This is a genomic window from Sphingobium sp. TomTYG65, assembly GCF_055395525.1.
Genome location: NZ_AP027330.1, coordinates 206,466 through 226,544 on the forward strand (window position 1 = coordinate 206,466; position 20,079 = coordinate 226,544).

The window sequence follows — 20,079 nt, forward strand, 5'->3', positions numbered from 1 at the left end:
CGGCCCAACTTGTTTCATGATTGTGCTTTCGGGCCTCCCGGTTCGCGCTTCTCCAGGCTGTCCTGCGGCGCTGATTCCATATTGCGGTGCGAGACCGTGGGCGAAAAGCCCGCATCTTGCAAGTATTTGGCTACGCGTTCGGCGACATGGACCGACCGGTGACGTCCGCCGGTACAGCCGAAAGCGACCGTGACATAGCTTTTTCCGCTCTCCGCATATCGCGGGAGAAGCAGGGCCAGCAGCTCCTCTATGCGGCGCAGCGATTCCTCATAGGCCGGGTCTTCCACGATATAGGCGGAAACGTCGGGGTCCAGCCCGGTTTTGGGACGAAGATCGGCCTCCCAATGCGGATTGCGCAAGAAGCGCATGTCAAAGACGAGGTCGGCGTTGAGCGGAACCCCGCGCGAAAAGCCGAACGACATGATCGTCAGCACCGGCGCGGAGAGGCCGTCGCGGGAGAATCGGTTGCGGATTTCCTGCTGCAGCCCGTTGCTGGTCAGGCTGGTGGTATCGATGACGTGGGTGGCCCAGCGGCGCAGGGGATCCGTAAGTTCGCGTTCGCGTGCAAGGCCGTGGGCGGCGGGCCGGTCCGACGCCAGTGGATGGCGGCGTCTTGTCTCGGCGAAGCGGCGCTCCAGTTCCATGTCGGAACAATCGAGGAAGAGCGTTTCGACATCATGGCCGCGACGGGAGCGCAAAGCCTTGATCCGCTGCACGATCGCCTGGGCGTCGAAGCCACGGGTGCGCGCATCGATGCCCAGTGCAAGCGGCCGGTCGTCAATATCCTCATGGCCGGCGGGCACCGGCGTGTCGAGCAGCCGTTCGAGGAGAAGGAGGGGGAGGTTGTCCACCACTTCCCAACCCATATCTTCCAGCGTCTTGAGCGCGGTCGTCTTGCCCGCGCCGGAAAGGCCGGAAACGAGCAGGATGGTCTTCGGCGTAGGCGCGTTCATGCAAGGCCCACAGTCTTGAGCGCCAATTCGACCTTGATGGGGGCTGAGGGTTCCAGCGCGGCGAGGCGAACCACCGGGACCCCTGCGCCTGCGATCAGCCGTTCTTGCGGGTCGGCGGGCATGCGGTCGATATCGTTGGATAGATCGATGATAAGGGCGACGCGGGCGTAATCGACGCAGGGCATGTCAACGACGCCAAGTCCGCGGACTTCCATCTTGCCGGTTATGGTTTGCGGAGCGGTCGCTTCCAGCCGTCCGTCGACCCATTTCACCACGGTGTAATCGTCGCTGATCAGGATAGCGCCGCGGTCGATGAGGCGCAGCGCCAGGTCGGACTTGCCCGCGCCGCTCGGCCCGCATAGCAACACCGCGCGTCCACCAATGGCGACGCTTGTCGCGTGCAATGTTTCGCTTTTTTCTTCCCGCACCATACCCGCTTCCTTCTTTAGACCTAGTGCGGGCCGGTGGGAAATGAATTGCAGTGATATGCCGGCTGCGGCGGCAAAAAACTTAGCGAAGACGTCCTATTCCGAGACAATGCCCGGATCACGCTCGACCGCCATGGGCAGGCGCAACATGAAGCAGGCGCCGCGTTGATTATCTTCGCGATCGGCGATGCTGATCTTGCCCTGATGCCCTTCGACGATGGATCGGGCGATGGCGAGGCCCAGGCCCGAATGCTTGCCGAAGCTTTCCGTCTCCGGACGGACGCTGTGGAAGCGGCGGAAGACATGTTCCCGCTGGGACTCAGGCACGCCAGGGCCTTCATCCTCGACGCTGACTAGCACTTCATTGTCGGCGACCGTGGCGAGGATCTGCACCAGGCCCCCATCGGGCGAAAAGGAGATGGCGTTGTCGATGAGGTTGTCGAGCACGCGCAGCAGGCGCTGTTCCTCGCCAAGGACGACCGCCACATTCTTGCGGGGGCGCGCAAAGGCGAGGCGGATGCCACGGGGAACGCCACGCGCCTCCCGGGCGACGACCATCTTTTCGATCAGCAACCCCAGATCGATCGGTTCGAAACGGGTGCGGGAAAGCTGGGCGTCGATGCGAGATGCTTCGGCAATGTCGGTGACGAGGCGGTCCAGGCGTCGCACATCATCCTGAGCGATCGCCATCAGCTGAGCGCGCAAATCCGGCTTGTCCACCCGGTCCAGTGCGTCGAGGGCGGATCGGAGCGAAGCGATCGGGTTCTTGAGTTCATGGCTCACATCGGCGGCGAAAGCATCGGTGGCGTCGATGCGCTGGCGGAGCGCATGGCTCATGTCGGAGAGCGCGCGCGCCAGCATGCCGATCTCGTCGCGGCGCTCTGGAAGGCGCGGCACCGTCACCTCGCGGGCGCGGCCTAGGCGGACACGCACGGCGGCGCGGGCGAGACGCTGAAGAGGCTGGACTATGGTGCGGGCGAGGAAGAGCGAGAGGAGTACCGACGCCAGCACGGCGGCGGCGATGACGATGCCCAGCCTCAGCCGCTCCGCCCTGACGATGCGGGTGATGTCGCGGGCATTTTCCGTCGCGAGCAGGCTGCTGCCGTCCTGCACATTGGCGGCGGCGGAAATCATGAAGGTGCGATCTGGCGCATAGCGGTTCATCGCCTGCGGCTGGCCGGTCTTGCGCGCCAATGTCAGTTCCGGCCAGGCGTCGGCCCGATCGTCCGCAGGCTCTTCAAAATTGGGCGGGCGGTCGGCGAATACGACGCGATCGACAGCCTTGTCGAGGAAGCGGGCGACATGGCGCTGCCAGCCTTCTTCCGACGGCAGGCGCAGGCGATAGCGCGGCGCGTCCATCGTGAAACTGTCCGCGATCAGCCGTCCATCGCGCCCGTAGCGACGGACGCGGTCGCCGGTCTGGCGCGCATAGGCGGCGATGAGGGCGTTATCACGGTCCGGCGGAGCTGTTTCGAGCCCAAGGGCGAGCAGCTTCAACTCCCGCGCAGATTGTTCGAGACGCGCATCCACGATGCGGGTGCGGTAGCTGTCCAGATAGAAGAAGCCGCCCGCCAGCAGCGCCAGCGCGAACACATTGACCGCCAGGATGCGTGGCGTCAGGCTGATACGGCCCGACCAACGCAATCCCGCGTCGCGCGGATCATTCTTCCGAAAAGCGATATCCGGCGCCATAGAGGGTGTCGATTGCATTGAATTCAGGGTCAACCTCGCGGAATTTGCGGCGGAGACGCTTGATGTGGCTGTCGATGGTGCGGTCGTCGACATAGACGTCATCCTGATACGCGGCGTCCATCAATTGGTTGCGGTTCTTCACCACGCCCGGGCGCGTCGCAAGCGTTTCGAGGATCAGAAATTCCGTCACGGTCAAGGTGACGTCCTGCCCCATCCATTTTACCCGATGGCGGGCAGGGTCCATTTCCAGACGGCCTCGAACGATCGGTTCGGCGGCTGGCTCGCTGGCGGAATCGGGGGTCCGGCTTGCTTCCGATCGGCGCAATATCGCGCGTATCCGCGCGATCAGCAGGCGCTGAGAGAAGGGCTTTGCGATATAGTCGTCCGCGCCCATGGCCAGCCCGAGCGCTTCATCCAGCTCGTCCGTCTTCGACGTCAGAAAGATGACGGGCATATGGCTCTTTTCCCGCAAGCGGCGGAGCAGTTCCAGCCCGTCCATGCCCGGCATCTTGATATCGAACACGGCAAGATCCGCCGGATTGTCGATAAGCGCCTTCAGCGCGGCCTCCGGGTCGGAATAGAGGCGCGTCAGGAAACCTTCGGCCTGCAGCGCGATCGACACGGAGGTCAGGATATTCTTGTCATCATCCACAAGGGCGATGGTCGGAGTCATGCGTCTTTCCAAAGGTCATGGCCACTAAATCAGGGCCTTCCTTCAAGCGTTAGACGATGCCCGCGCCGCCCGCAAGAAAGGGGTAGGAAGGTGCAAATGCGGTTTTTGCCTCCTAATTTGGGATAATCGGCTTGCCGCCGGGGTTTGACGCTGGGGGTGCAAAAGCTTATTGCCCCTCCAATCTGCAAGAATGACGCCGCGCAAAAGGGATCGCGGCGCTGAGGGGCGGATCGGTCGCGGGCGGTTGTTGCCGCGGTCCGGGATTATCACATCAGGAGCTAAGGCGTGCAGGCCAAATCCTATATCACCCTGGATCAGCAGGGCATTTCGACGAACGCTGAACAATATTGGAATCTGGGCACCGCGCCGCTCGTTGAAGCTGCAATCGCCAATGGCGAAGGCATCCTGTCGAAAGATGGCCCGCTGGTGGTCAAGACGGGCAAGCACACCGGCCGTTCGGCCAGCGACAAGTTCATCGTCAAGGACGCCGAAACCGAATCCACCGTCTGGTGGGGTAAGACCAACGTCCCCATGACCCCGGAACATTTCGCGGCACTGAAGGAAGATTTCCTGAAGGCGCTGGGTCAGAAGGCCAAGCTCTATGTCGCTGACCTGTTCGGCGGATCGCAGCCCGAACATCGCGTCAGGGTGCGGGTCATCAACGAACTGGCATGGCACAATCTGTTCATCCGCACGCTGCTGGTACGTCCCGGCCGGGAAGAGTTGAGCGGTTTCGCGCCCGAATATACGATCATCGACCTGCCCAGCTTCCAGGCTGATCCTGCCCGTCACGGCACGCGCAGCGAGACGGTGATCGCGGTCAATTTCAGCGAGAAGCTGATCCTGATCGGCGGCACCAAATATGCCGGCGAGATGAAGAAGTCGGTCTTTGGCATCCTGAACTATCTGCTGCCGACCAAGGGCGTCATGCCGATGCACTGCTCGGCAAATATCGGTCCCGATGGCGACACCGCGGTCTTCTTCGGCCTGTCGGGCACTGGCAAGACCACCCTTTCGGCCGACGCAAGCCGTACGCTGATCGGCGACGACGAGCATGGCTGGTCGGACACCGCCGTCTTCAATTTCGAAGGCGGTTGCTATGCCAAGATGATCAACCTGTCGGCCGAGGCCGAGCCGGAGATCTTCGCCACCACCAAGCGGTTCGGCACGGTGCTGGAAAATGTCGTGATCGACGAGGAAACGCGCGAGATCGACCTCGACGACAACAGCCTCGCTGAAAACAGCCGTGGTTCCTATCCGATCGACTTCATCCCGAATGCGTCGGAAAAGAATCTGGGTCCGGTGCCCAAGAACATTATCTTCCTGACCGCGGACGCCTATGGCGTGCTGCCGCCGATCGCGCGGCTGACGCCGGATCAGGCAATGTATCACTTCCTGTCGGGCTACACCGCGCGGGTGGCGGGCACGGAAATCGGCGTGACGGAGCCGACCGCGACCTTCTCCACCTGCTTTGGCGCGCCCTTCATGCCGCGTCACCCGTCGGTGTACGGCAATCTGCTGAAGGAGCGGATCAACAAGGGTGGCGTCACCTGCTGGCTGGTCAACACCGGCTGGACCGGCGGCAAATATGGCGTGGGCAAGCGCATGCCGATCAAGGTTACTCGCGCTCTGCTCAATGCGGCGCTGGACGGCAGCCTCAACAATGCCGAATTCCGGACCGATCCGAACTTCGGCTTCCAGGTGCCGGTGGCCGTGCCGGGCGTCGATACGACGATCCTCGATCCGCGCGCGACCTGGGACGACAAGGCAGGATATGACGAAACTGCCGCCAAGCTGGTGAAGCAGTTTGTCGATAATTTCGCGCAGTTCGAAGAGCATGTCGATGCTTCGGTACGCGAGGCTGCGCTGACGGCAGCCTGACTGGCGCGACAGCTTTCACGATAAACAGGAGCCGGCGGTGTACCCGCCGGCTCTTTTGCTTTCGGCTGGGGCGGCGGGATGCTATCCTGGCGCAAAGAGCAACGGGATCATGGCGATGTTTGACGAACTTCTGAATTCTGTAGGCGGGCTGGAAGCTGTCGCGGCCAAATTGGGCTTGTCAGCCGAGCAGATGCAGGCGCTCATGGCCGAGATCGGCGGCAAGATCGCAGCGGGTGAGACCGATGTGGCGGCGCTGGCGACCACCGCGGCGGAACATGGCGTATCGGCGGACAAGCTGCAGGAGCTGTTTGCGCAGTTCGGCGGCCCGGAAGCGGTGCTGAGCAAGATCGGCGGTCTGTTCGATCGGGACGGCGACGGCAATCCCTTCGGTGAGCTCAGTCGTCTGGCCAAGGGGCTTTTTGGCTGAACGTCCGTCTGGCGGCACCTGCATATGATCGTCAGCTATCGGGCCGAATAGTTTTTTCACCTTGCCTTCGGCGGGTCGAAAAGGCATTTCGCGCCCCATCACTTATTGCGAAAGCCACGCAACTAGCGTTCCTGCCGGGACGTTGGCGAATTGGATTTGGCAGGAGATAAAGGTTTTGAGCGACGTGACGATCGAAAAGCCGGTGCTGGAGCCGACCGGCGCCCTGAGCGTGGAAACCGTGCTGTCGGTCCGCCATTGGAACGAACATCTGTTCAGCTTCCGCATCAGCCGCCCGGCAAGCTTCCGCTTCCGTTCGGGCGAGTTCGTGATGATCGGCCTGCAGGGTGACAATGGCAAGCCGTTGCTGCGCGCCTATTCTGTGGCCAGCCCCGCCTGGGACGAGGAACTGGAGTTCCTGTCGATCAAGGTGCAGGACGGTCCGCTGACCTCCAAGCTGCAGCTGATCCAGCCCGGCGACCAGATATATCTCGGCCGCAAGCCGACCGGCACGCTCGTCACCGACGCGCTGCTGCCGGGCAAGCGGCTGTTCATGCTCTCGACCGGCACTGGTTTGGCCCCGTTCCTCAGCCTGGCGCGCGACCCGGACGTCTATGACTTTTACGAGGAAGTGGTTGTCGTTCATTCGGTGCGCCGTGTGAGCGACCTGGCTTTCCATGACGAACTGGAAGGCAAGCTGGCGGAGGACCCGCTGGTGTCCGAACAGGCGGCAAACCAGTTCCATTATGTCCCGACCGTCACCCGCGAGCCGTTCCGCAACAATGTGCGGATCGACAAGCTGGTCGAGAATGGCGCGCTGTTCGAAGGGATCGCGGGGGACAAGAAGTTCAACCCCGAGACCGACCGCATCATGATGTGCGGCAGCATGGAGATGATCAAGCAGTTCGCCGCCTATTTCGAAGGCGAAGGCTTTGTCGAAGGTTCCAATGCGGCGCCAGGCGCTTTCGTGATCGAGCGGGCGTTTGTCGGCTGATTGCTTGCATCAGGATTGAAGCAGAGGGCTGGCGGCGACGCTGGCCCTTTTGCTTTGTAGGGATGTGCAGAGGATTAGAGTGCGTCCAAACCCGAGTTCCTCTCCCGCCAGCGGGAGGGGAACAATCGGCGATCGTCTTGCGGCTTTTAAACCAGCTCCACCTTCAGCACTGACGCTTCGGCTCCCACGACGCGCACGCGGGCACCTGCTGGGGCGTCCGGTCCACGACAGGACCAGACGCTGTCGCCCACCTTCACTCGCCCCCGTCCGTTGTCGATCGGTTCGACCACGGTGACGATCTCGCCCACCAGCCTTGCGGTGCGGTCATTGAGCAGGGGGTCTTGGGAATCCACAGGATTGGCGGCATACCAGCGACGCCCGCCCCACACCGAAATCAGGCAGAGCAGGGCGAAGATCAGCAACTGGATCGATACTGAAACGGGCAGGAGGAGCGCGATGAGGCCCGTTACCGCCGCTGCCAGCGCCACCCAGATCAGGAACACGCCCGGGATCACAACTTCCGCCATGCCGAGCAATGCGGCGAAGACGAGCCAGGCCCAATGATCGTCCAGCATGCCAAACCAGTCCATCAGCCTTGGCCCTGTGCAAAGGGACTGCGGCGGGGCGGCGCGGGGGGAGAGGGCGGCGTGCCGTTATCGCCCAGCGCTTCCTTGGCCAGCGCGCCGATGCCGCCAAGCGTGCCGATAAGCTGCGTCGCTTCCACCGGGAAGAGGATGGTCTTGGCATTGGGCGAGCTGGCGAATTGGCTCACCGCTTCGACATATTTCTGGGCGACGAAATAGTTGATGGCCTGGGCGTTGCCGTTGGCGATGGCGTCGGACACCATCTGCGTCGCCTTCGCTTCAGCTTCGGCTTCACGTTCGCGTGCTTCGGCGTCGCGGAAGGCGGCTTCGCGGCGGCCTTCGGCTTCCAGGATTTGGCTTTGCTTTTGGCCTTCGGCTTTCAGGATTTCGGAGGCGCGCAGCCCTTCGGATTCGAGTATCAGCGCGCGCTTTTCACGCTCCGCCTTCATCTGACGGCCCATGGCGTTGACGATGTCGGCAGGCGGGCGGATGTCCTTCAGCTCCACGCGCGTGATCTTGATACCCCAGGCGTTGGTCGCATGATCGACCACCGAGAGCAGCCGTGCGTTGATTTCGTCGCGTTTGGACAGCGTCTCGTCCAGGTCCATCGACCCCATGACCGTGCGCAGGTTGGTGGTGGCAAGCTGCATGATGGCGACGTAGAGTTCGGACACTTCATAGGCCGCCTTGGCCGCGTCAAGCACCTGGAAGAAGACCACGCCGTCGACCGACACCATGGCGTTGTCCTTGGTGATGATTTCCTGCCCCGGAATATCGACCACCTGTTCCATCATGTTGATCTTGCGGCCGACCGCATAGAAAAAGGCGGGGTAGAAGTTGAGGCCGGGGCGCGCGACTTCGGTAAAGCGGCCGAAACGTTCTATGGTATATTGATAGCCCTGGCGCACTACCTTGACGCTTACGGCCAGGTAGAAGAGCACCAGGAACGTTACCGTCAGCGCAAAGGTCGTCAGCATCATTTTCTCCCCCTAAGAAGCTTGACTATGACGCGGAATCGTTAACGGGAAAAGTCAAACCGTCATAAGGCCATGCGGCCGATCCAGGAGACTTGCCATGTTGCTGCGCCACGCTCGATCGCTGCTGTTCCTGCCCGCTTCGAACAAGCGGGCAATCGCGAAGGCGCGCACGCTGCCGTGCGACATGGTGATACTGGACCTCGAAGATGCCGTGCCCAATGATCGCAAGGAAGAGGCGCGCGCCAACGCGATCGAAGCAGCGGCGGAAGGGTTTGGCGGGCGGCTGTGCGCGATCCGGATCAATGTGGAAGGCACGCCGTGGCACGGGCCGGAGATGGTCGCGATCAAGCGGTCGCGCGCTGACTATGTGGTGCTGCCCAAGGTCGAGAGCATGAAGCAGGTGAAGGACGTTTTCAGCGTCTGCCAGAGGCCCGTCATCGCCATGATCGAGAGCGCCGCCGGGGTGCTGGCCGCCACGTCGATTGCGGCGGAGGAGGGGACTGCGGGGCTCTTCATGGGCACCAACGATCTACGGCAGGATCTAGGCATACCGCCGTCGGCAGGCCGGGAAGGGCTGTCCTTTGCCCTGCAGTCGGTGATCCTGAGCGCTCGCGCCGCCCGCATTGCCGTGTTCGACGGCGTGTTCAATCGGCTGGATGACGAAGCGGGGTTCGAGGCCGAGTGCGCGGCGGGCCACGCGATCGGCTTCGATGGCAAGACGCTGATTCACCCAAGCCAGGTGCCGGTGGCGAACCAGGTGTTCGGACCCGATGCGCAGGCGGTGGCCGATGCACGGCGGCTGATCGAAGCGGCGACGGGCGGCGCTGAACGCTTTGAAGGACGCATGGTCGAGAGCATGCATGTCGAGGAAGCGAAGGCGCTGGTGGCGAGAGCTGACGCCGTTATTTCCTGACAGGGGCGGCAGTCTCAGACGCTATGGGAGGTTGCGTCCCAATGCGCCTGTACGAAGCGCTGCAACTCGCTCGACAGTTCGAGGTCTTCGGGCGCGCCGCCGCCAAAGCCGCCATGGGGCATGCCTTCGAAGATGTGCATTTCGACGGGCACATCGGCACGGAGCAGAGCGCGGTGCATCCTGACCGCATTGGACAGGAACAGGTCGCGCGTTCCCGCTTGCAGGAAGGTGGGAGGGAAGCCCGCTGAAAAATCGCCGAACAAAGGGGAGAGATAGGGGTGCGCCAGGTCGTGCCCGGCGGCATACAGCAAATTGGCGTTCATCAGCGGCCGTGGCAGCATGACGTCCACCAATTGATTAGTTTCGAAACTGTCGCCGGATTCGGTGAGGTCCAGCTCCGGCGTCAAAAGGATAAGGGCCGCTGGCAGAGGCAAGCCTTCGTCACGCGCTCGCAGCACCGCCGCCGCCGCCAGATTGCCGCCCGCCGATGCGCCGCCCAGGATGATGTTGTCCGGGGCATATTGGCTCAAAAGCTCTCGATAGACCGCGACGCAGTCGTCCAGCGCCGCGGGATAGGGATGTTCAGGGGGCATGCGATAATCCACCGCATAGCAGGTCACCCCATGTTGATCAGCAATGCGGCGCGCCCCCGTTCGGCAGAACTCGCCTTCGCCATGGACCAGGCCGCCACCATGGATGTCGAGATAGGCGCGATTGCCCGGCGCAGGATCGGCGGGGGTCGCCAGATAGACGCGAACGCCCGCGATTTCGATGGTGTCGACGCTTGATCGCAGATTGGGCGACAGGGCGGCGGAGAAGTCGGCCATGAACTTGCCAGCCGCTTCCTTGGACTTCGCCCAGCCCTCCAGATCGTCAGGTGCTGGTCGCGGCATGGCGTTCAGAGGCATGCCGTCAGGTCCCACCATGGATGCAAGGAAGGCGCGGGCCTGGGGGCTGATGGACTTGGGGAAAGGCACTGTTCGGCCGCTTATGCTTACGCCTCTGGCATCGTCCATCATGTCTCTCCTTGTCTATCGGGACATGATGAGCGGCCTATGGGCGGGAGGCAAGCGGTTGGTGGCCGGCTATGCGGGGATGTCCTGCGTCGGGGGTCAGCCAGCCGGGTGGCGGGCGGTCAGGAGATAGTTGATCGCCTTGTTCGAGGAAAGGATGAAGCCCTTGCGCGGATCGAAGGAAAGGCCGGTCGTATCCGTGATCTCCAGTCCGGCATCGGTGATGAAGCGGGAAAGCTCTTCGGGGGTGAGGAATTTGTCCCAGTCATGCGTGCCCTTGGGAATGCCGCCGATGCTTTCCCCGATACCGATCATCGCAAGGCGTGAAAGCGGCGTGCGGTTGGGGGTCGACATGATCAGCAAGCCGCCGGGCGCGAGTTTGGCCGCCAGCGCCCTTACGAACTGGGCCGGGTCGGCGACATGTTCGACCACCTCCATCGAGGTGATGAGATCAAAGCCGCTTGCGTCCAGCTGTTCGACGGGCGTCACCTGATAATCCACCAATAAACCCTGGCTTGCGGCATGGGCGCGGGCGACGGCGATATTTTCTTCCGCTGCGTCCAATCCGGTCGCCGTCGCCCCCAGCCGAGCCAAGGGCTCAGTCAGCAGGCCAGCCCCGCATCCGACGTCCAGCGCGCGCTTCCCTTCGAGCGGACGGAAGCTGCTTTCGTCGCCCAGCCAGCGGCGGTCGATCGCATCACGGATGTAGCGCAGTCGCACCGGGTTCAGCTTGTGCAGCATCGCGCTGCTGCCGTGGGGGTCCCACCAGTCTGCAGCCATGGCGCCGAAATGCGCCGCTTCGCGGGGGTCGATCGTGCTGGTAGCTGTGTTGGCCATGCGCCTGACTAACAATGTCCGCGCCACCGCGCCACGGACATTTACTTCTTGCGCGGCGGCGGACCATCGCCGTCCAGATATTTATCCTCAGCGTTGAGGTCGCGACGCAGTTCGCGCGTAGCTGCTTCGGTGCGGGCCATTTCTTCGGGCGATCTGTGCCGACGGTTGCTCATCATCACATAGATGAGGACCGCGGCGAGCAGGATCGGACCGCCGATCGTGAACAGCCCATAGAGAATGCCTTCCATTTCGTCCTCCATCCGTTCATGCCTTGAGGAATGAGCGGCTGGGGCAAGAGTTCCAAAACTTGCCATATCGGCGGGCGCTGCTATAGGGGCGCGGCTTCGCTCGCGGGTGTAGTCCCCGGGCGATTTTTCTACTCTTTCAGCAGGCGGGTTCGACAGGCAAATGGCGCGCATCGTGATGAAATTCGGCGGCACCTCCATGGCGGGGATGGAGCGAATTCGCAACGTGGCCGCGCGAGTCAAACATGTCGTCGAGCAGGGCCATGAAGTCGCCGTCGTCGTGTCCGCCATGGCGGGCGAGACGGACCGGCTGGTCGGTTTCTGCAAGGAAGCCTCGCCGCTGTACGATCCGGCAGAATATGACGTCGTGGTCGCGTCCGGCGAGCAGGTGACGAGCGGCCTGTTGGCCATGACGCTGAAGGCCATGGGCGTGGACGCGCGCAGCTGGCTCGGCTGGCAGCTTCCCATCCGCACCAATGAGGCCCATGCCAAGGCGCGGATCGGCGAGATCGACACGATCGATCTGCTCGCCTCCATGCGTTCCGGCACCGTGGCCGTCATCCCCGGCTTTCAGGGCATGATGGAGGATGGCCGCATCTCGACGCTGGGCCGTGGCGGCTCCGATACGTCGGCGGTCGCGGTTGCGGCGGCGCTGAAGGCGGATCGCTGCGACATCTATACCGACGTCGACGGCGTTTATACCACCGATCCCCGCATCGTGGCGCGGGCGCGCAAGCTCGACCTCGTCACCTATGAGGAAATGCTGGAACTGGCCTCGGTCGGTGCCAAGGTGCTCCAGACCCGCTCGGTCGGCCTCGCCATGAAGGAAGGCGTGGTCGTGCAGGTGCTTTCCTCCTTCGATGATCCCACCCAGACGGACCTCCCCGGCACGCTGATCGTCAGCGAAGAGGAACTGGAAGCCAAGCTCAAGGAAGACAAGATGGAACGTCAGCTCATCACCGGCATCGCCCATGACAAGAATGAGGCGAAGATCACCCTGACCCGCGTGCCGGATCGTCCGGGCGCCGTGGCGCACATCTTTGGCCCGCTGGCCGATGCGGCGATCAATGTTGATATGATCATCCAGAATGTCGGCCGCGACAAGGGTGAGACGGACGTGACCTTCACCGTGCCGGGCGCGGACCTCGCCCGCGCGCTGGATGTGCTGGAAAGCCAGAAGGAAGCCATCGGTTTCAACCGGGTAATCCCGGATACCAAGGTCGCGAAGATCAGCGTGGTCGGCGTTGGCATGAAGAGCCATGCAGGCGTGGCCTCGACCATGTTCAAGTCGCTGGCGGATCGTGGGATCAATATCCTCGCCATCTCGACTAGCGAGATCAAGGTTTCGGTGCTGATCGACGAGGATGAGACCGAACTGGCGGTGCGCGTGCTGCACACGGCCTATGGTCTGGACGCGCCGGTCGCTTGAGGACTGGCTGCCGTTTGGCCCATGCCGGGCTGCAAACGGCGCTTTTCTGCGCTTCCGGTGCTCACGTACTGAAGTACGCTGCGCGCCGGTTCTCGAAATGCACCATTTTCGCATCGGCCTGAGCCAAACGGCAGCCAGTCCTCGTCCAAGGGCCATTGCGGGAATGACGGAGTTATTATGACCAACGCCAAACTCACCTCCCTGATGGCTCGCGGCACCGAATTTCTGGGCTGCGACGTCGCGATCATGTGCGGCGCGATGAGTTGGGTGTCGGAGCGCAACCTGGTGGCGGCGATCTCCAACGCGGGCGGCTTTGGCGTGATCGCGTGCGGGGCGATGACGCCCGAACTGCTCGACAAGGAGATTGCGGCGACCAAGGCGCTCACCTCCAAGCCGTTCGGCGTCAACCTCATCACCATGCACCCGCAGCTGTTCGATTTGATCGAAGTCTGCGCCCGCCATGAGGTCGGCCATGTCGTGCTGGCGGGCGGTCTTCCGCCCAAGGGCAGCATCGAGGCGATCAAGGGAAAGGGCGCGAAGCTGATCTGCTTCGCTCCGGCGCTGAGCCTGGCGAAGAAGCTGGTGCGCTCCGGCGTGGACGCCCTGGTGATCGAGGGCATGGAAGCAGGCGGCCATATCGGCCCTGTTTCGACCAGCGTGCTGGCGCAGGAAATTCTTCCGGAGATGGCGAGCCAATTGCCGGTGTTCGTGGCTGGCGGCATCGGCCGTGGCGAGCTGATCGCGGGCTATCTGGAAATGGGCGCGGCGGGCGTGCAGCTTGGCACCCGCTTCGCCTGCGCGAGCGAGAGCATCGCGCATCCGAACTTCAAGAAGGCGTTCTTCCGCGCTTCGGCTCGTGATGCGATCGCCAGCGTGCAGATCGACCCGCGCCTGCCCGTGATCCCGGTCCGTGCGCTCAAGAATACGGGCACCGAAGCCTTTACCGCGAAGCAGCGCGAAGTCGCGAACCTGCTCGACAGCGGCGCGGTGGATATGGGTGAGGCGCAGTTGCAGATCGAACATTATTGGGCGGGTGCGCTGCGCCGGGCCGTGATCGATGGCGACGTCGAAGGTGGGTCGCTGATGGCGGGTCAGTCTGTCGGGATGGTCAGCAAGGAAGAGCCCGTTGCTGATATCATCACGCAGCTGATGGACGAGGCCGCTGTTGCACTGGAGCGGCGGGGCTGAGAGTGTCTGCTCCTGCCCGCGCAGGAGCAGTATTCAATGAGACGAGCCGAATCTTCCGGTCGTTGAATGGAGCGCCGTCTCCATCGTCAGGAACGCCCGGCTTTGCCATGAGTTTTCTGATCGATACTCATCGCAGAGGGACTTAGAGTTGCTGTCGCGTGCCGCTTACCGCCGTTCATGGCAGCTTGCTTGTTTGACCACATTGGTGCTGGTCGCAGGCTGTTCGACCCAGAAAAAGGCTCCCCCTACGCCACCGCCGCCGGTCGTGCGGACGATCAAGCCGCTGCCGCCGATGGGCGCTGTGGAGGGGATGAGCATTCCCGAGGTCGATACCACCAGCGGCAAATATCTGACGCCCAATCGCGGCGTCACCGCCAATACGGCGCTGTGGCATGTTCGGATGGCGCTGAACGTGGCGGCGCTATCCTGCCATGGCGTGAACGAGCCGGCGCGGCTGCAATATAATCGGATATTGCATGTGCATGAGGGCGTCCTTCGGGAAGCCAATGCGGCGGTCGATCGCAATTATACGGCCGCCTTTGGCAGTGGCGGCCTGCAGTCGCGGGAACTGTTGAACACGGTTGTCTATAATTTCTTCGCCTTGCCGCCCGTGACGAAAAGCTTCTGTCCCGTCGCGATCGAGGTCGGCGCGAAGATTTTGGCGATGCCGTCCAGTCAGTTGCTGGCCTATGCGCCCGAGGCGCTGACCGCGCTGGAAAAGCCGTTTCAGGATTTTTACGAAGCCTATGCGGATTATCTGCGGCGGCTGGCGGAATGGCAGTCCCGCTTTGGCGGCACGGTAACCGTGGTGGTGTCGCCCACGCCGTTGCCGCCTCCGCCCACGCCGCCGAAGGAGGTCAGCGCGGGCTTTGTGCCGCCGCCCAGCATCACGCCGTTCCCGAGGCCGCAGGAAGGAAGCGGCGCGCCACTGGTGCCACCGACCACGCGTGTGATCGTGCCGACATTTCCGCTGACGAAGCCGGTGAAGTAAGGGCCATGGAGGAGTCATTTCTGCAGAGAAGGGATCCGACAGACTCAGCCCGAACGGAGCCCGGGCGTCAGGTGGCTATGTAGGTCGACGGGGCCTTGGGGGGGAGGGGGAAGAGCTGGACAAAGCGTTTGGCGAGAGTTCGATCGCCTTCAACCTTGAGCGCAGGGTCCATATCCTCGAACTTTTGGCCGCCATAGACCACCGCAGCCAGCGCATTCTGGTCTCCGCTTATGATGACGTCCGCTCCATCGGCGGGACCACGATCCATCGTGAAGTCGCCATCTTTCAGCACGGCGCGGAATTCTTCTTCGCCGAAGCGGAAGCCGAGGGTGGCGTCCAGATCGCCGATGCGGCTGCGGTCGATCATCGTGCGCATGGACAGGACGACGGACACATTGCTCATCGGCATGCCTGGCTGCATCGTGGGGGAGCGGCAGGCCCATCTGCCAAGCACCTGGAACAGGATTTCCGACTCGCGGCCCCAATCGGTCAATTCGTAAATCTGGCTGGCGGCGGGCGGGGGCAGACGGCGGCGGATGAGGACGCTGGCTGCCTCCAGTTCCTCCAGCCGCTGGGTCAGCACATTGGCGCTGATTCCGGGCAGGCTGGCGCGCAAATCGGTGAAGCGCTTGGGACCTAGCATCAATTCCCGCATGATCGGCATCGCCCAGCGATCGCCGATAAGATCCAGCGCATGGGCGACGGCGCAGCCATCCTGATATGCCCGCTTTTTCACGTCCCGAGTCCTTGGTTATATTTTCTAACTTTGATGTTGCATAAGATAAGTTAGAGGTGCAGAAAGATCAAGCCGGTGAGTCGCTCCCTTCCTTTGCGGAGACGCCGCCGATGCAGAATCCCGAGGAGAAAAATCATGCCTCAAGCTGCTCCCAAGATGATTTTCGTGAACCTGCCGGTGAAGGATTTGCCAGCCGCAATCGCCTTTTATGAAGCGGTGGGCGCGGTGCGGAACAATGACTTCGCCGATGACAGCGCGCAGATGGTCAGCTTTTCCGAGGCGATCCATGTCATGCTGCTGACCCATGAGCGGTTCAGTAGTTTCACGCCGCGCAAAATCCCCAATGCGCATGAGACGGCGCAGGTGCTGCTGGCGCTGAGCGAGGCGAGCCGGGCGGATGTTGATGCGACCACGGAAAAGGCGCTGGCCGCCGGTGGAACCGAGCCCAATCCAAGCCAGGATCATGGCTTCATGTACGGGCGGAGCTTCGCGGATCTGGATGGCCATATCTGGGAAGTGACGTGGATGGATGTGGAAGCGGCCATGGCGGTCAACAAGGAATCCGCCGCCTGATCTCGACCTGGTGAAAAGAGGAGAGAGACGATGAGCTATATGGACGGTTTTGTGATCCCCGTGCCCAAGGGAAACAAGCAGCGCTACAAGGAAGTCGCGGCCTATGCCGCCCCCATCTTCATCGAACATGGCGCGCTAAGGGTCGTTGAATGCTGGGCGAACGACATCAAGCCGGGCAAGGTCAACGACTTCCGTACCGCCGTGATCGCGGAAGAGGATGAGGAGGTCGTCTTTTCCTGGATCGAGTGGCCCGACAAGGAAACGCGCGATGCAGGCGCGGAGAAGGTCATGAACGATCCCCGGATGCAGCCGAAGGAAGGGGAGGACATGCCGTTCTCCGGCGCGCGGCTCATTTACGGCGGTTTCGAGGTGCTGCTGGACGAGAAAGTCTGACCATAAGCATATAAGGAGACGGGCGATGACCGATCTAACCGGCAAATTCTTCTGGTATGAACTGATGACCAGCGATCCGGAGGGCGCTATCCGCTTCTATGGCGATGTGCTCGGCTGGACCACGAAGCCCTTTGGGGATGACCTGCAGGGTGACGTCTATCATGTGATCTCCGCCAGTGCGGGGCAGATGGGCGGCATCATGGCGATCCCGGCGGAGCTGAAAGATCATGGGATGCGGCCCTGGTGGGGCGGCTATATCGGGTCGGCGGATGTGGACGCCGATGCGAAGCGGCTGACCGATGCGGGCGGCAGTGTGAAGCGGGCGCCGGAGGACATTCCGGGCGTTGGCCGCTTCGCCGTCATGGGTGATCCGGGCGGCGCGATCTTTATGCTGCTGAAGGGCTTCAGTCCCGAAGGCATGGAAGCAGCGCCCCCGATGGCGAACGGCCATGTCGGCTGGCACGAACTGTATAGCGGCGATTTCGACAAGGATCTGGCCTTCTACACATCCCAGTTCGGCTGGGGGAAGGGGCAGGCGATGGATATGGGGCCCATGGGCAGCTACCAGCTTTTCTCCATGTCCGGCGCGACCGAGTTCAACGAAATGTCGGGCGGTATGATGGCGCGGCCGAAGGAGGTGCCGGTGCCGCTGTGGCTTTTCTATTTCGTGGTGCCCGACATCGATGAGGCCGTCGAACGAGTGAAGGCGGGCGGGGGCACCGTACTCAATGGGCCGGTGGAAGTGCCGGGCGGCGCCTGGATCATCCAGGGCAGCGACCCGCAGGGCGCAATGTTCGCGCTCGTCGGCATGCGCAACGGCTGAAGATAGGAGAGGACTTATGTCGAAGATTTCACCCTGCCTGTGGTTTGACGGGCAGGCAGAGGAAGCTGCGCGCTTCTATGTCTCGATCTTTGGCGGATCGGTGGACTTCATCAACCGCTTCCCCGACGATCAGCCCACGCCTGCGCCGTTCAAGGGCGGTGACGTGCTGATGGTCGAGTTCACCTTGTTCGGCGAGAGCTATCAGGGCCTGAACGGCGGGCCGAAATTCGGCTTCACCGAAGCGGTGTCGATGTCCGTCGCGTGCAAGGATCAGGCGGAGATTGACCGGTATTTCGATGCCCTGACAGCGGACGGCGGATCGCCGGGCCCATGCGGCTGGCTGAAGGATAAATATGGCCTGTCCTGGCAGCTGGTGACGCAGGAGATCATGGATCTTTACAAGACCGGCGATGGTCCCGGCATCCAGCGGATGATGAAGGAGATGATGACCATGCAGAAGCTGGATACCGCCAGGATGAAGGCCGCTTTTGATGGAGAGACGGTATGAGCGCCGCGCAATTCGAGCTGTCGGTCAGCTGCCACATCGCTGCCCCCCGCGGGATTGTGTGGAAGGTGTGGACGGACCTGAAGGATCAATGGTTCTGCCCCAAGCCTTGGCGGGCGGAAGTGATCGAAGAGGATTTGCGTCCCGGCGGCCGCAGCGCTGTGCGCATGTTCGGACCGGATGGCGAGGATACCGGCCCCATGGAAGGCATCATCCTGGAGGTGGTGCCGGGCGAGCTTGTAGTTTCGACCGACGCCTATGCCGCGGGCTGGGTGCCGCAGACGCCTTTCATGACGCATCTGTGGCGCTTCGATGATGAGGGAGAAGGCACGCGCTTCACCGCGACGGCGCGGCATTGGGATGCGGAAGCGATGAAGCGCCATGAGGAAATGGGCTTCCATCCGGGATGGGACCAGATGGCGGCCCAATTCAAGGCTTTGTGCGAGACTTCGGCGGCTATTGCGTGAAGGCGTGCGTCCTCTTTCATGACGAAAAGGGGCGCCCGGATCAGCGGGCGCCCCTTCATGAACCCGTCCGTGCAGGGACGAGGGTCAGGCCTTGATCACCTGTTCCACCGCAGCGCGGAACTTGGCCATGTCTTCGGACGACCCGACGGTAACGCGCGAAACCGTGGGCCAGATGGGCCAGGCGCGGCCGATCTGCACCTTTTCCGGCGTGGCGAGCAGGGCCGCCTGCATCTCCTTGGCGGGCTTTTTCCAGTCCATCATGAACATGTTGGCTTGGCTGCCCGGCTGGACATAGATGCCCTTTTTCGTGAGCCAGGCGATGGTTTCCGCGCGATTGGCGGCACATTCTGCGCGGCGGGCCTTGATGAGGCTGCTCTCCGTATAGACCGCGTTGCCGCAGGCCATGGCCGTGATCGACAGGCCGCCCGCGCTGGGCCCGAACAGCATGATGCGCTTCTGCACTTCGGGGTCGGCGAAGGTGAGGCCAAGGCGTACGCCCGCCATGCCGAACAGCTTGGAGAAGGTCCGCATGACGATGATGTCCTTGCGGCCCGCAATCAGGCTGACGGCGCTCGGCGCGTCGGAGAAATGGATATAGGCTTCGTCCACCAGCAGCATCGCGTCGGCGGGCTTGTTGTCCAGCAGCCATTTGATGTCCGCCAGCGGCGTGATGGTGCCGGTCGGATTATTGGGGGTGCAGACATAATAAAGGCCGGCATTGGGATTTGCCGCCAGCATAGCCTTCACATCGCTGCCCTTGCCGATCGGCTGGGCTGCCTTGGCGATCGGCGCTTTCATGTAGTCGGCCGTGCGCCAGGCGGATTCGAAGGTCGGGTCAGCGGTCACCAGCCCCTTGGTCGGCGAGCAATAGGCAGCGACGATGCTGACCAGCGGGCCACCGGAGCCTGGCCACAGCGCGACATGCGAGTCCGGAATGCCTTCGACCTTCGCGACGGTGGAGATGAGGTCGCCCTTGTAATTATCGGGATCATACCAGTTGCCCAGAGAGGCCGCGCGGGCTGCCGCTTCCACGCCGGACGGGAAAGGCCCGGTCCAACATTCGTTCGACCCGATCCGCACCGCGCCCTTGATGCCGCGCGCAGCCTGCTGCTGCGCGAAGGCGGGCTGCAGCAGCATCGAATTCACGGCCGCGCCTGCGCTCACCAGCGCGGCGATTTTGCCGATGTGACGGCGGGAATATCCGCGATCGAGCAGGTCTTCGCGGGCGTCCTTTTCCAACATCAACGTCATGTCGTCTGTCCCCTAGTTTGAACCAACCGCATGCATTTCTGACGGGAGAGACGAAGGCGGTTTCCATTTCCGCAATGTGTCTTGATGCTTTTTCACGATTTTGATGGAT

23 protein-coding genes are annotated in these 20,079 nt (G+C 62.5%); 12 read left to right on the top strand and 11 right to left on the bottom strand.

Going from position 1 to position 20,079, the window contains the following annotated elements:
- Positions 1–14: 14 nt before the first annotated feature.
- The 4 genes from rapZ to ACZ5Y5_RS01130 all read right to left on the bottom strand — a co-directional run bounded on the left by rapZ (position 15) and on the right by ACZ5Y5_RS01130 (position 3,746).
- The gene (rapZ, locus tag ACZ5Y5_RS01115) at positions 15–953 is read right to left on the bottom strand and encodes an RNase adapter RapZ (protein ID WP_464809383.1); all 939 of its coding nucleotides are present in this window, start codon (positions 951–953) and stop codon (positions 15–17) included.
- The gene (locus ACZ5Y5_RS01120) at positions 950–1,384 is read right to left on the bottom strand and encodes an HPr kinase/phosphorylase (protein ID WP_464809384.1); all 435 of its coding nucleotides are present in this window, start codon (positions 1,382–1,384) and stop codon (positions 950–952) included. The genes rapZ and ACZ5Y5_RS01120 overlap by 4 nt, the downstream gene beginning before the upstream one ends.
- A gap of 93 nt (positions 1,385–1,477) precedes the next feature.
- Positions 1,478–3,073 (bottom strand): ATP-binding protein, encoded by a 1,596-nt coding sequence (locus tag ACZ5Y5_RS01125; protein ID WP_464809385.1) that lies wholly within the window; start codon positions 3,071–3,073, stop codon positions 1,478–1,480.
- Positions 3,042–3,746, bottom strand: a complete 705-nt coding sequence (locus ACZ5Y5_RS01130; RefSeq protein ID WP_464809386.1) for a response regulator — start codon at positions 3,744–3,746, stop codon at positions 3,042–3,044. The genes ACZ5Y5_RS01125 and ACZ5Y5_RS01130 overlap by 32 nt, the downstream gene beginning before the upstream one ends.
- A 285-nt stretch (positions 3,747–4,031) precedes the next feature.
- Here ACZ5Y5_RS01130 and ACZ5Y5_RS01135 point away from each other — a divergent pair, with 285 nt between their 5' ends.
- The 3 genes from ACZ5Y5_RS01135 to ACZ5Y5_RS01145 all read left to right on the top strand — a co-directional run bounded on the left by ACZ5Y5_RS01135 (position 4,032) and on the right by ACZ5Y5_RS01145 (position 7,045).
- Positions 4,032–5,627, top strand: coding sequence for a phosphoenolpyruvate carboxykinase (locus ACZ5Y5_RS01135; RefSeq protein WP_464809387.1), 1,596 nt, complete (start codon positions 4,032–4,034; stop codon positions 5,625–5,627).
- 109 nt (positions 5,628–5,736) lie between these two features.
- Positions 5,737–6,054 carry a hypothetical protein gene (locus ACZ5Y5_RS01140; RefSeq protein WP_464809388.1) on the top strand — a complete coding sequence of 106 codons (318 nt, stop codon included), beginning with the start codon at positions 5,737–5,739 and terminating at the stop codon, positions 6,052–6,054.
- 175 nt (positions 6,055–6,229) lie between these two features.
- A complete protein-coding gene (locus tag ACZ5Y5_RS01145; RefSeq protein WP_464809389.1) occupies positions 6,230–7,045 on the top strand; it encodes a ferredoxin--NADP reductase in 816 nt (271 codons plus the stop codon).
- A gap of 146 nt (positions 7,046–7,191) precedes the next feature.
- On the opposite strand, the gene ACZ5Y5_RS01150 is transcribed toward ACZ5Y5_RS01145, so the two are convergent.
- Positions 7,192–7,635 carry an NfeD family protein gene (locus ACZ5Y5_RS01150; RefSeq protein WP_464809390.1) on the bottom strand — a complete coding sequence of 148 codons (444 nt, stop codon included), beginning with the start codon at positions 7,633–7,635 and terminating at the stop codon, positions 7,192–7,194.
- The gene (locus ACZ5Y5_RS01155) at positions 7,635–8,606 is read right to left on the bottom strand and encodes an SPFH domain-containing protein (RefSeq protein ID WP_464809391.1); all 972 of its coding nucleotides are present in this window, start codon (positions 8,604–8,606) and stop codon (positions 7,635–7,637) included. The genes ACZ5Y5_RS01150 and ACZ5Y5_RS01155 overlap by 1 nt, the downstream gene beginning before the upstream one ends.
- Before the next feature lie 97 nt (positions 8,607–8,703).
- Here ACZ5Y5_RS01155 and ACZ5Y5_RS01160 point away from each other — a divergent pair, with 97 nt between their 5' ends.
- Positions 8,704–9,519: an HpcH/HpaI aldolase/citrate lyase family protein gene (locus ACZ5Y5_RS01160; protein ID WP_464809392.1), complete on the top strand. Its 816-nt coding sequence runs from the start codon at positions 8,704–8,706 to the stop codon at positions 9,517–9,519.
- Between the two features lie 14 nt (positions 9,520–9,533).
- Here the strand turns inward: ACZ5Y5_RS01160 and ACZ5Y5_RS01165 are convergent, their stop codons facing one another.
- The 3 genes from ACZ5Y5_RS01165 to ACZ5Y5_RS01175 form a co-directional block, all read right to left on the bottom strand.
- Entirely contained in the window at positions 9,534–10,535 is a 1,002-nt protein-coding gene (locus ACZ5Y5_RS01165; protein WP_464809393.1) for an alpha/beta hydrolase, read from the bottom strand.
- A 96-nt stretch (positions 10,536–10,631) separates the two neighbouring features.
- Positions 10,632–11,369, bottom strand: a complete 738-nt coding sequence (ubiG, locus tag ACZ5Y5_RS01170) for a bifunctional 2-polyprenyl-6-hydroxyphenol methylase/3-demethylubiquinol 3-O-methyltransferase UbiG (RefSeq protein ID WP_464809394.1) — start codon at positions 11,367–11,369, stop codon at positions 10,632–10,634.
- A gap of 41 nt (positions 11,370–11,410) precedes the next feature.
- Complete coding sequence (locus ACZ5Y5_RS01175; RefSeq protein ID WP_464809395.1) at positions 11,411–11,629, bottom strand: hypothetical protein; 219 nt, start codon at positions 11,627–11,629, stop codon at positions 11,411–11,413.
- Between the two features lie 148 nt (positions 11,630–11,777).
- On the opposite strand from ACZ5Y5_RS01175, the gene ACZ5Y5_RS01180 reads away from it, so the two are divergent.
- From ACZ5Y5_RS01180 to ACZ5Y5_RS01190, 3 genes are all read left to right on the top strand, one after another.
- Entirely contained in the window at positions 11,778–13,043 is a 1,266-nt protein-coding gene (locus ACZ5Y5_RS01180) for an aspartate kinase (protein ID WP_464809396.1), read from the top strand.
- 177 nt (positions 13,044–13,220) lie between these two features.
- On the top strand, positions 13,221–14,231 hold the full coding sequence (locus ACZ5Y5_RS01185) for an NAD(P)H-dependent flavin oxidoreductase (protein WP_464809397.1): 1,011 nt from the start codon (positions 13,221–13,223) through the stop codon (positions 14,229–14,231).
- A 193-nt stretch (positions 14,232–14,424) separates the two neighbouring features.
- Positions 14,425–15,222, top strand: coding sequence for a hypothetical protein (locus ACZ5Y5_RS01190; protein WP_464809398.1), 798 nt, complete (start codon positions 14,425–14,427; stop codon positions 15,220–15,222).
- A gap of 67 nt (positions 15,223–15,289) precedes the next feature.
- Here the strand turns inward: ACZ5Y5_RS01190 and ACZ5Y5_RS01195 are convergent, their stop codons facing one another.
- A complete protein-coding gene (locus ACZ5Y5_RS01195) occupies positions 15,290–15,958 on the bottom strand; it encodes a winged helix-turn-helix transcriptional regulator (RefSeq protein ID WP_464809399.1) in 669 nt (222 codons plus the stop codon).
- A gap of 135 nt (positions 15,959–16,093) precedes the next feature.
- On the opposite strand from ACZ5Y5_RS01195, the gene ACZ5Y5_RS01200 reads away from it, so the two are divergent.
- The 5 genes from ACZ5Y5_RS01200 to ACZ5Y5_RS01220 are packed head-to-tail and all read left to right on the top strand — an operon-like array spanning position 16,094 to position 18,719.
- A complete protein-coding gene (locus ACZ5Y5_RS01200) occupies positions 16,094–16,531 on the top strand; it encodes a VOC family protein (protein ID WP_464809400.1) in 438 nt (145 codons plus the stop codon).
- A 30-nt stretch (positions 16,532–16,561) separates the two neighbouring features.
- Positions 16,562–16,924, top strand: a complete 363-nt coding sequence (locus ACZ5Y5_RS01205; RefSeq protein WP_464809401.1) for a DUF1428 domain-containing protein — start codon at positions 16,562–16,564, stop codon at positions 16,922–16,924.
- 25 nt (positions 16,925–16,949) lie between these two features.
- Complete coding sequence (locus ACZ5Y5_RS01210) at positions 16,950–17,747, top strand: VOC family protein (RefSeq protein ID WP_464809402.1); 798 nt, start codon at positions 16,950–16,952, stop codon at positions 17,745–17,747.
- Positions 17,748–17,763: 16 nt separating this feature from the next.
- Positions 17,764–18,255, top strand: a complete 492-nt coding sequence (locus ACZ5Y5_RS01215) for a VOC family protein (protein ID WP_464809403.1) — start codon at positions 17,764–17,766, stop codon at positions 18,253–18,255.
- Positions 18,252–18,719 (top strand): SRPBCC domain-containing protein, encoded by a 468-nt coding sequence (locus ACZ5Y5_RS01220; protein WP_464809404.1) that lies wholly within the window; start codon positions 18,252–18,254, stop codon positions 18,717–18,719. The genes ACZ5Y5_RS01215 and ACZ5Y5_RS01220 overlap by 4 nt, the downstream gene beginning before the upstream one ends.
- Positions 18,720–18,803: 84 nt before the next feature.
- Here the strand turns inward: ACZ5Y5_RS01220 and ACZ5Y5_RS01225 are convergent, their stop codons facing one another.
- Positions 18,804–19,970, bottom strand: coding sequence for a pyridoxal phosphate-dependent aminotransferase (locus tag ACZ5Y5_RS01225; protein WP_464809405.1), 1,167 nt, complete (start codon positions 19,968–19,970; stop codon positions 18,804–18,806).
- Positions 19,971–20,079: the final 109 nt, after the last annotated feature.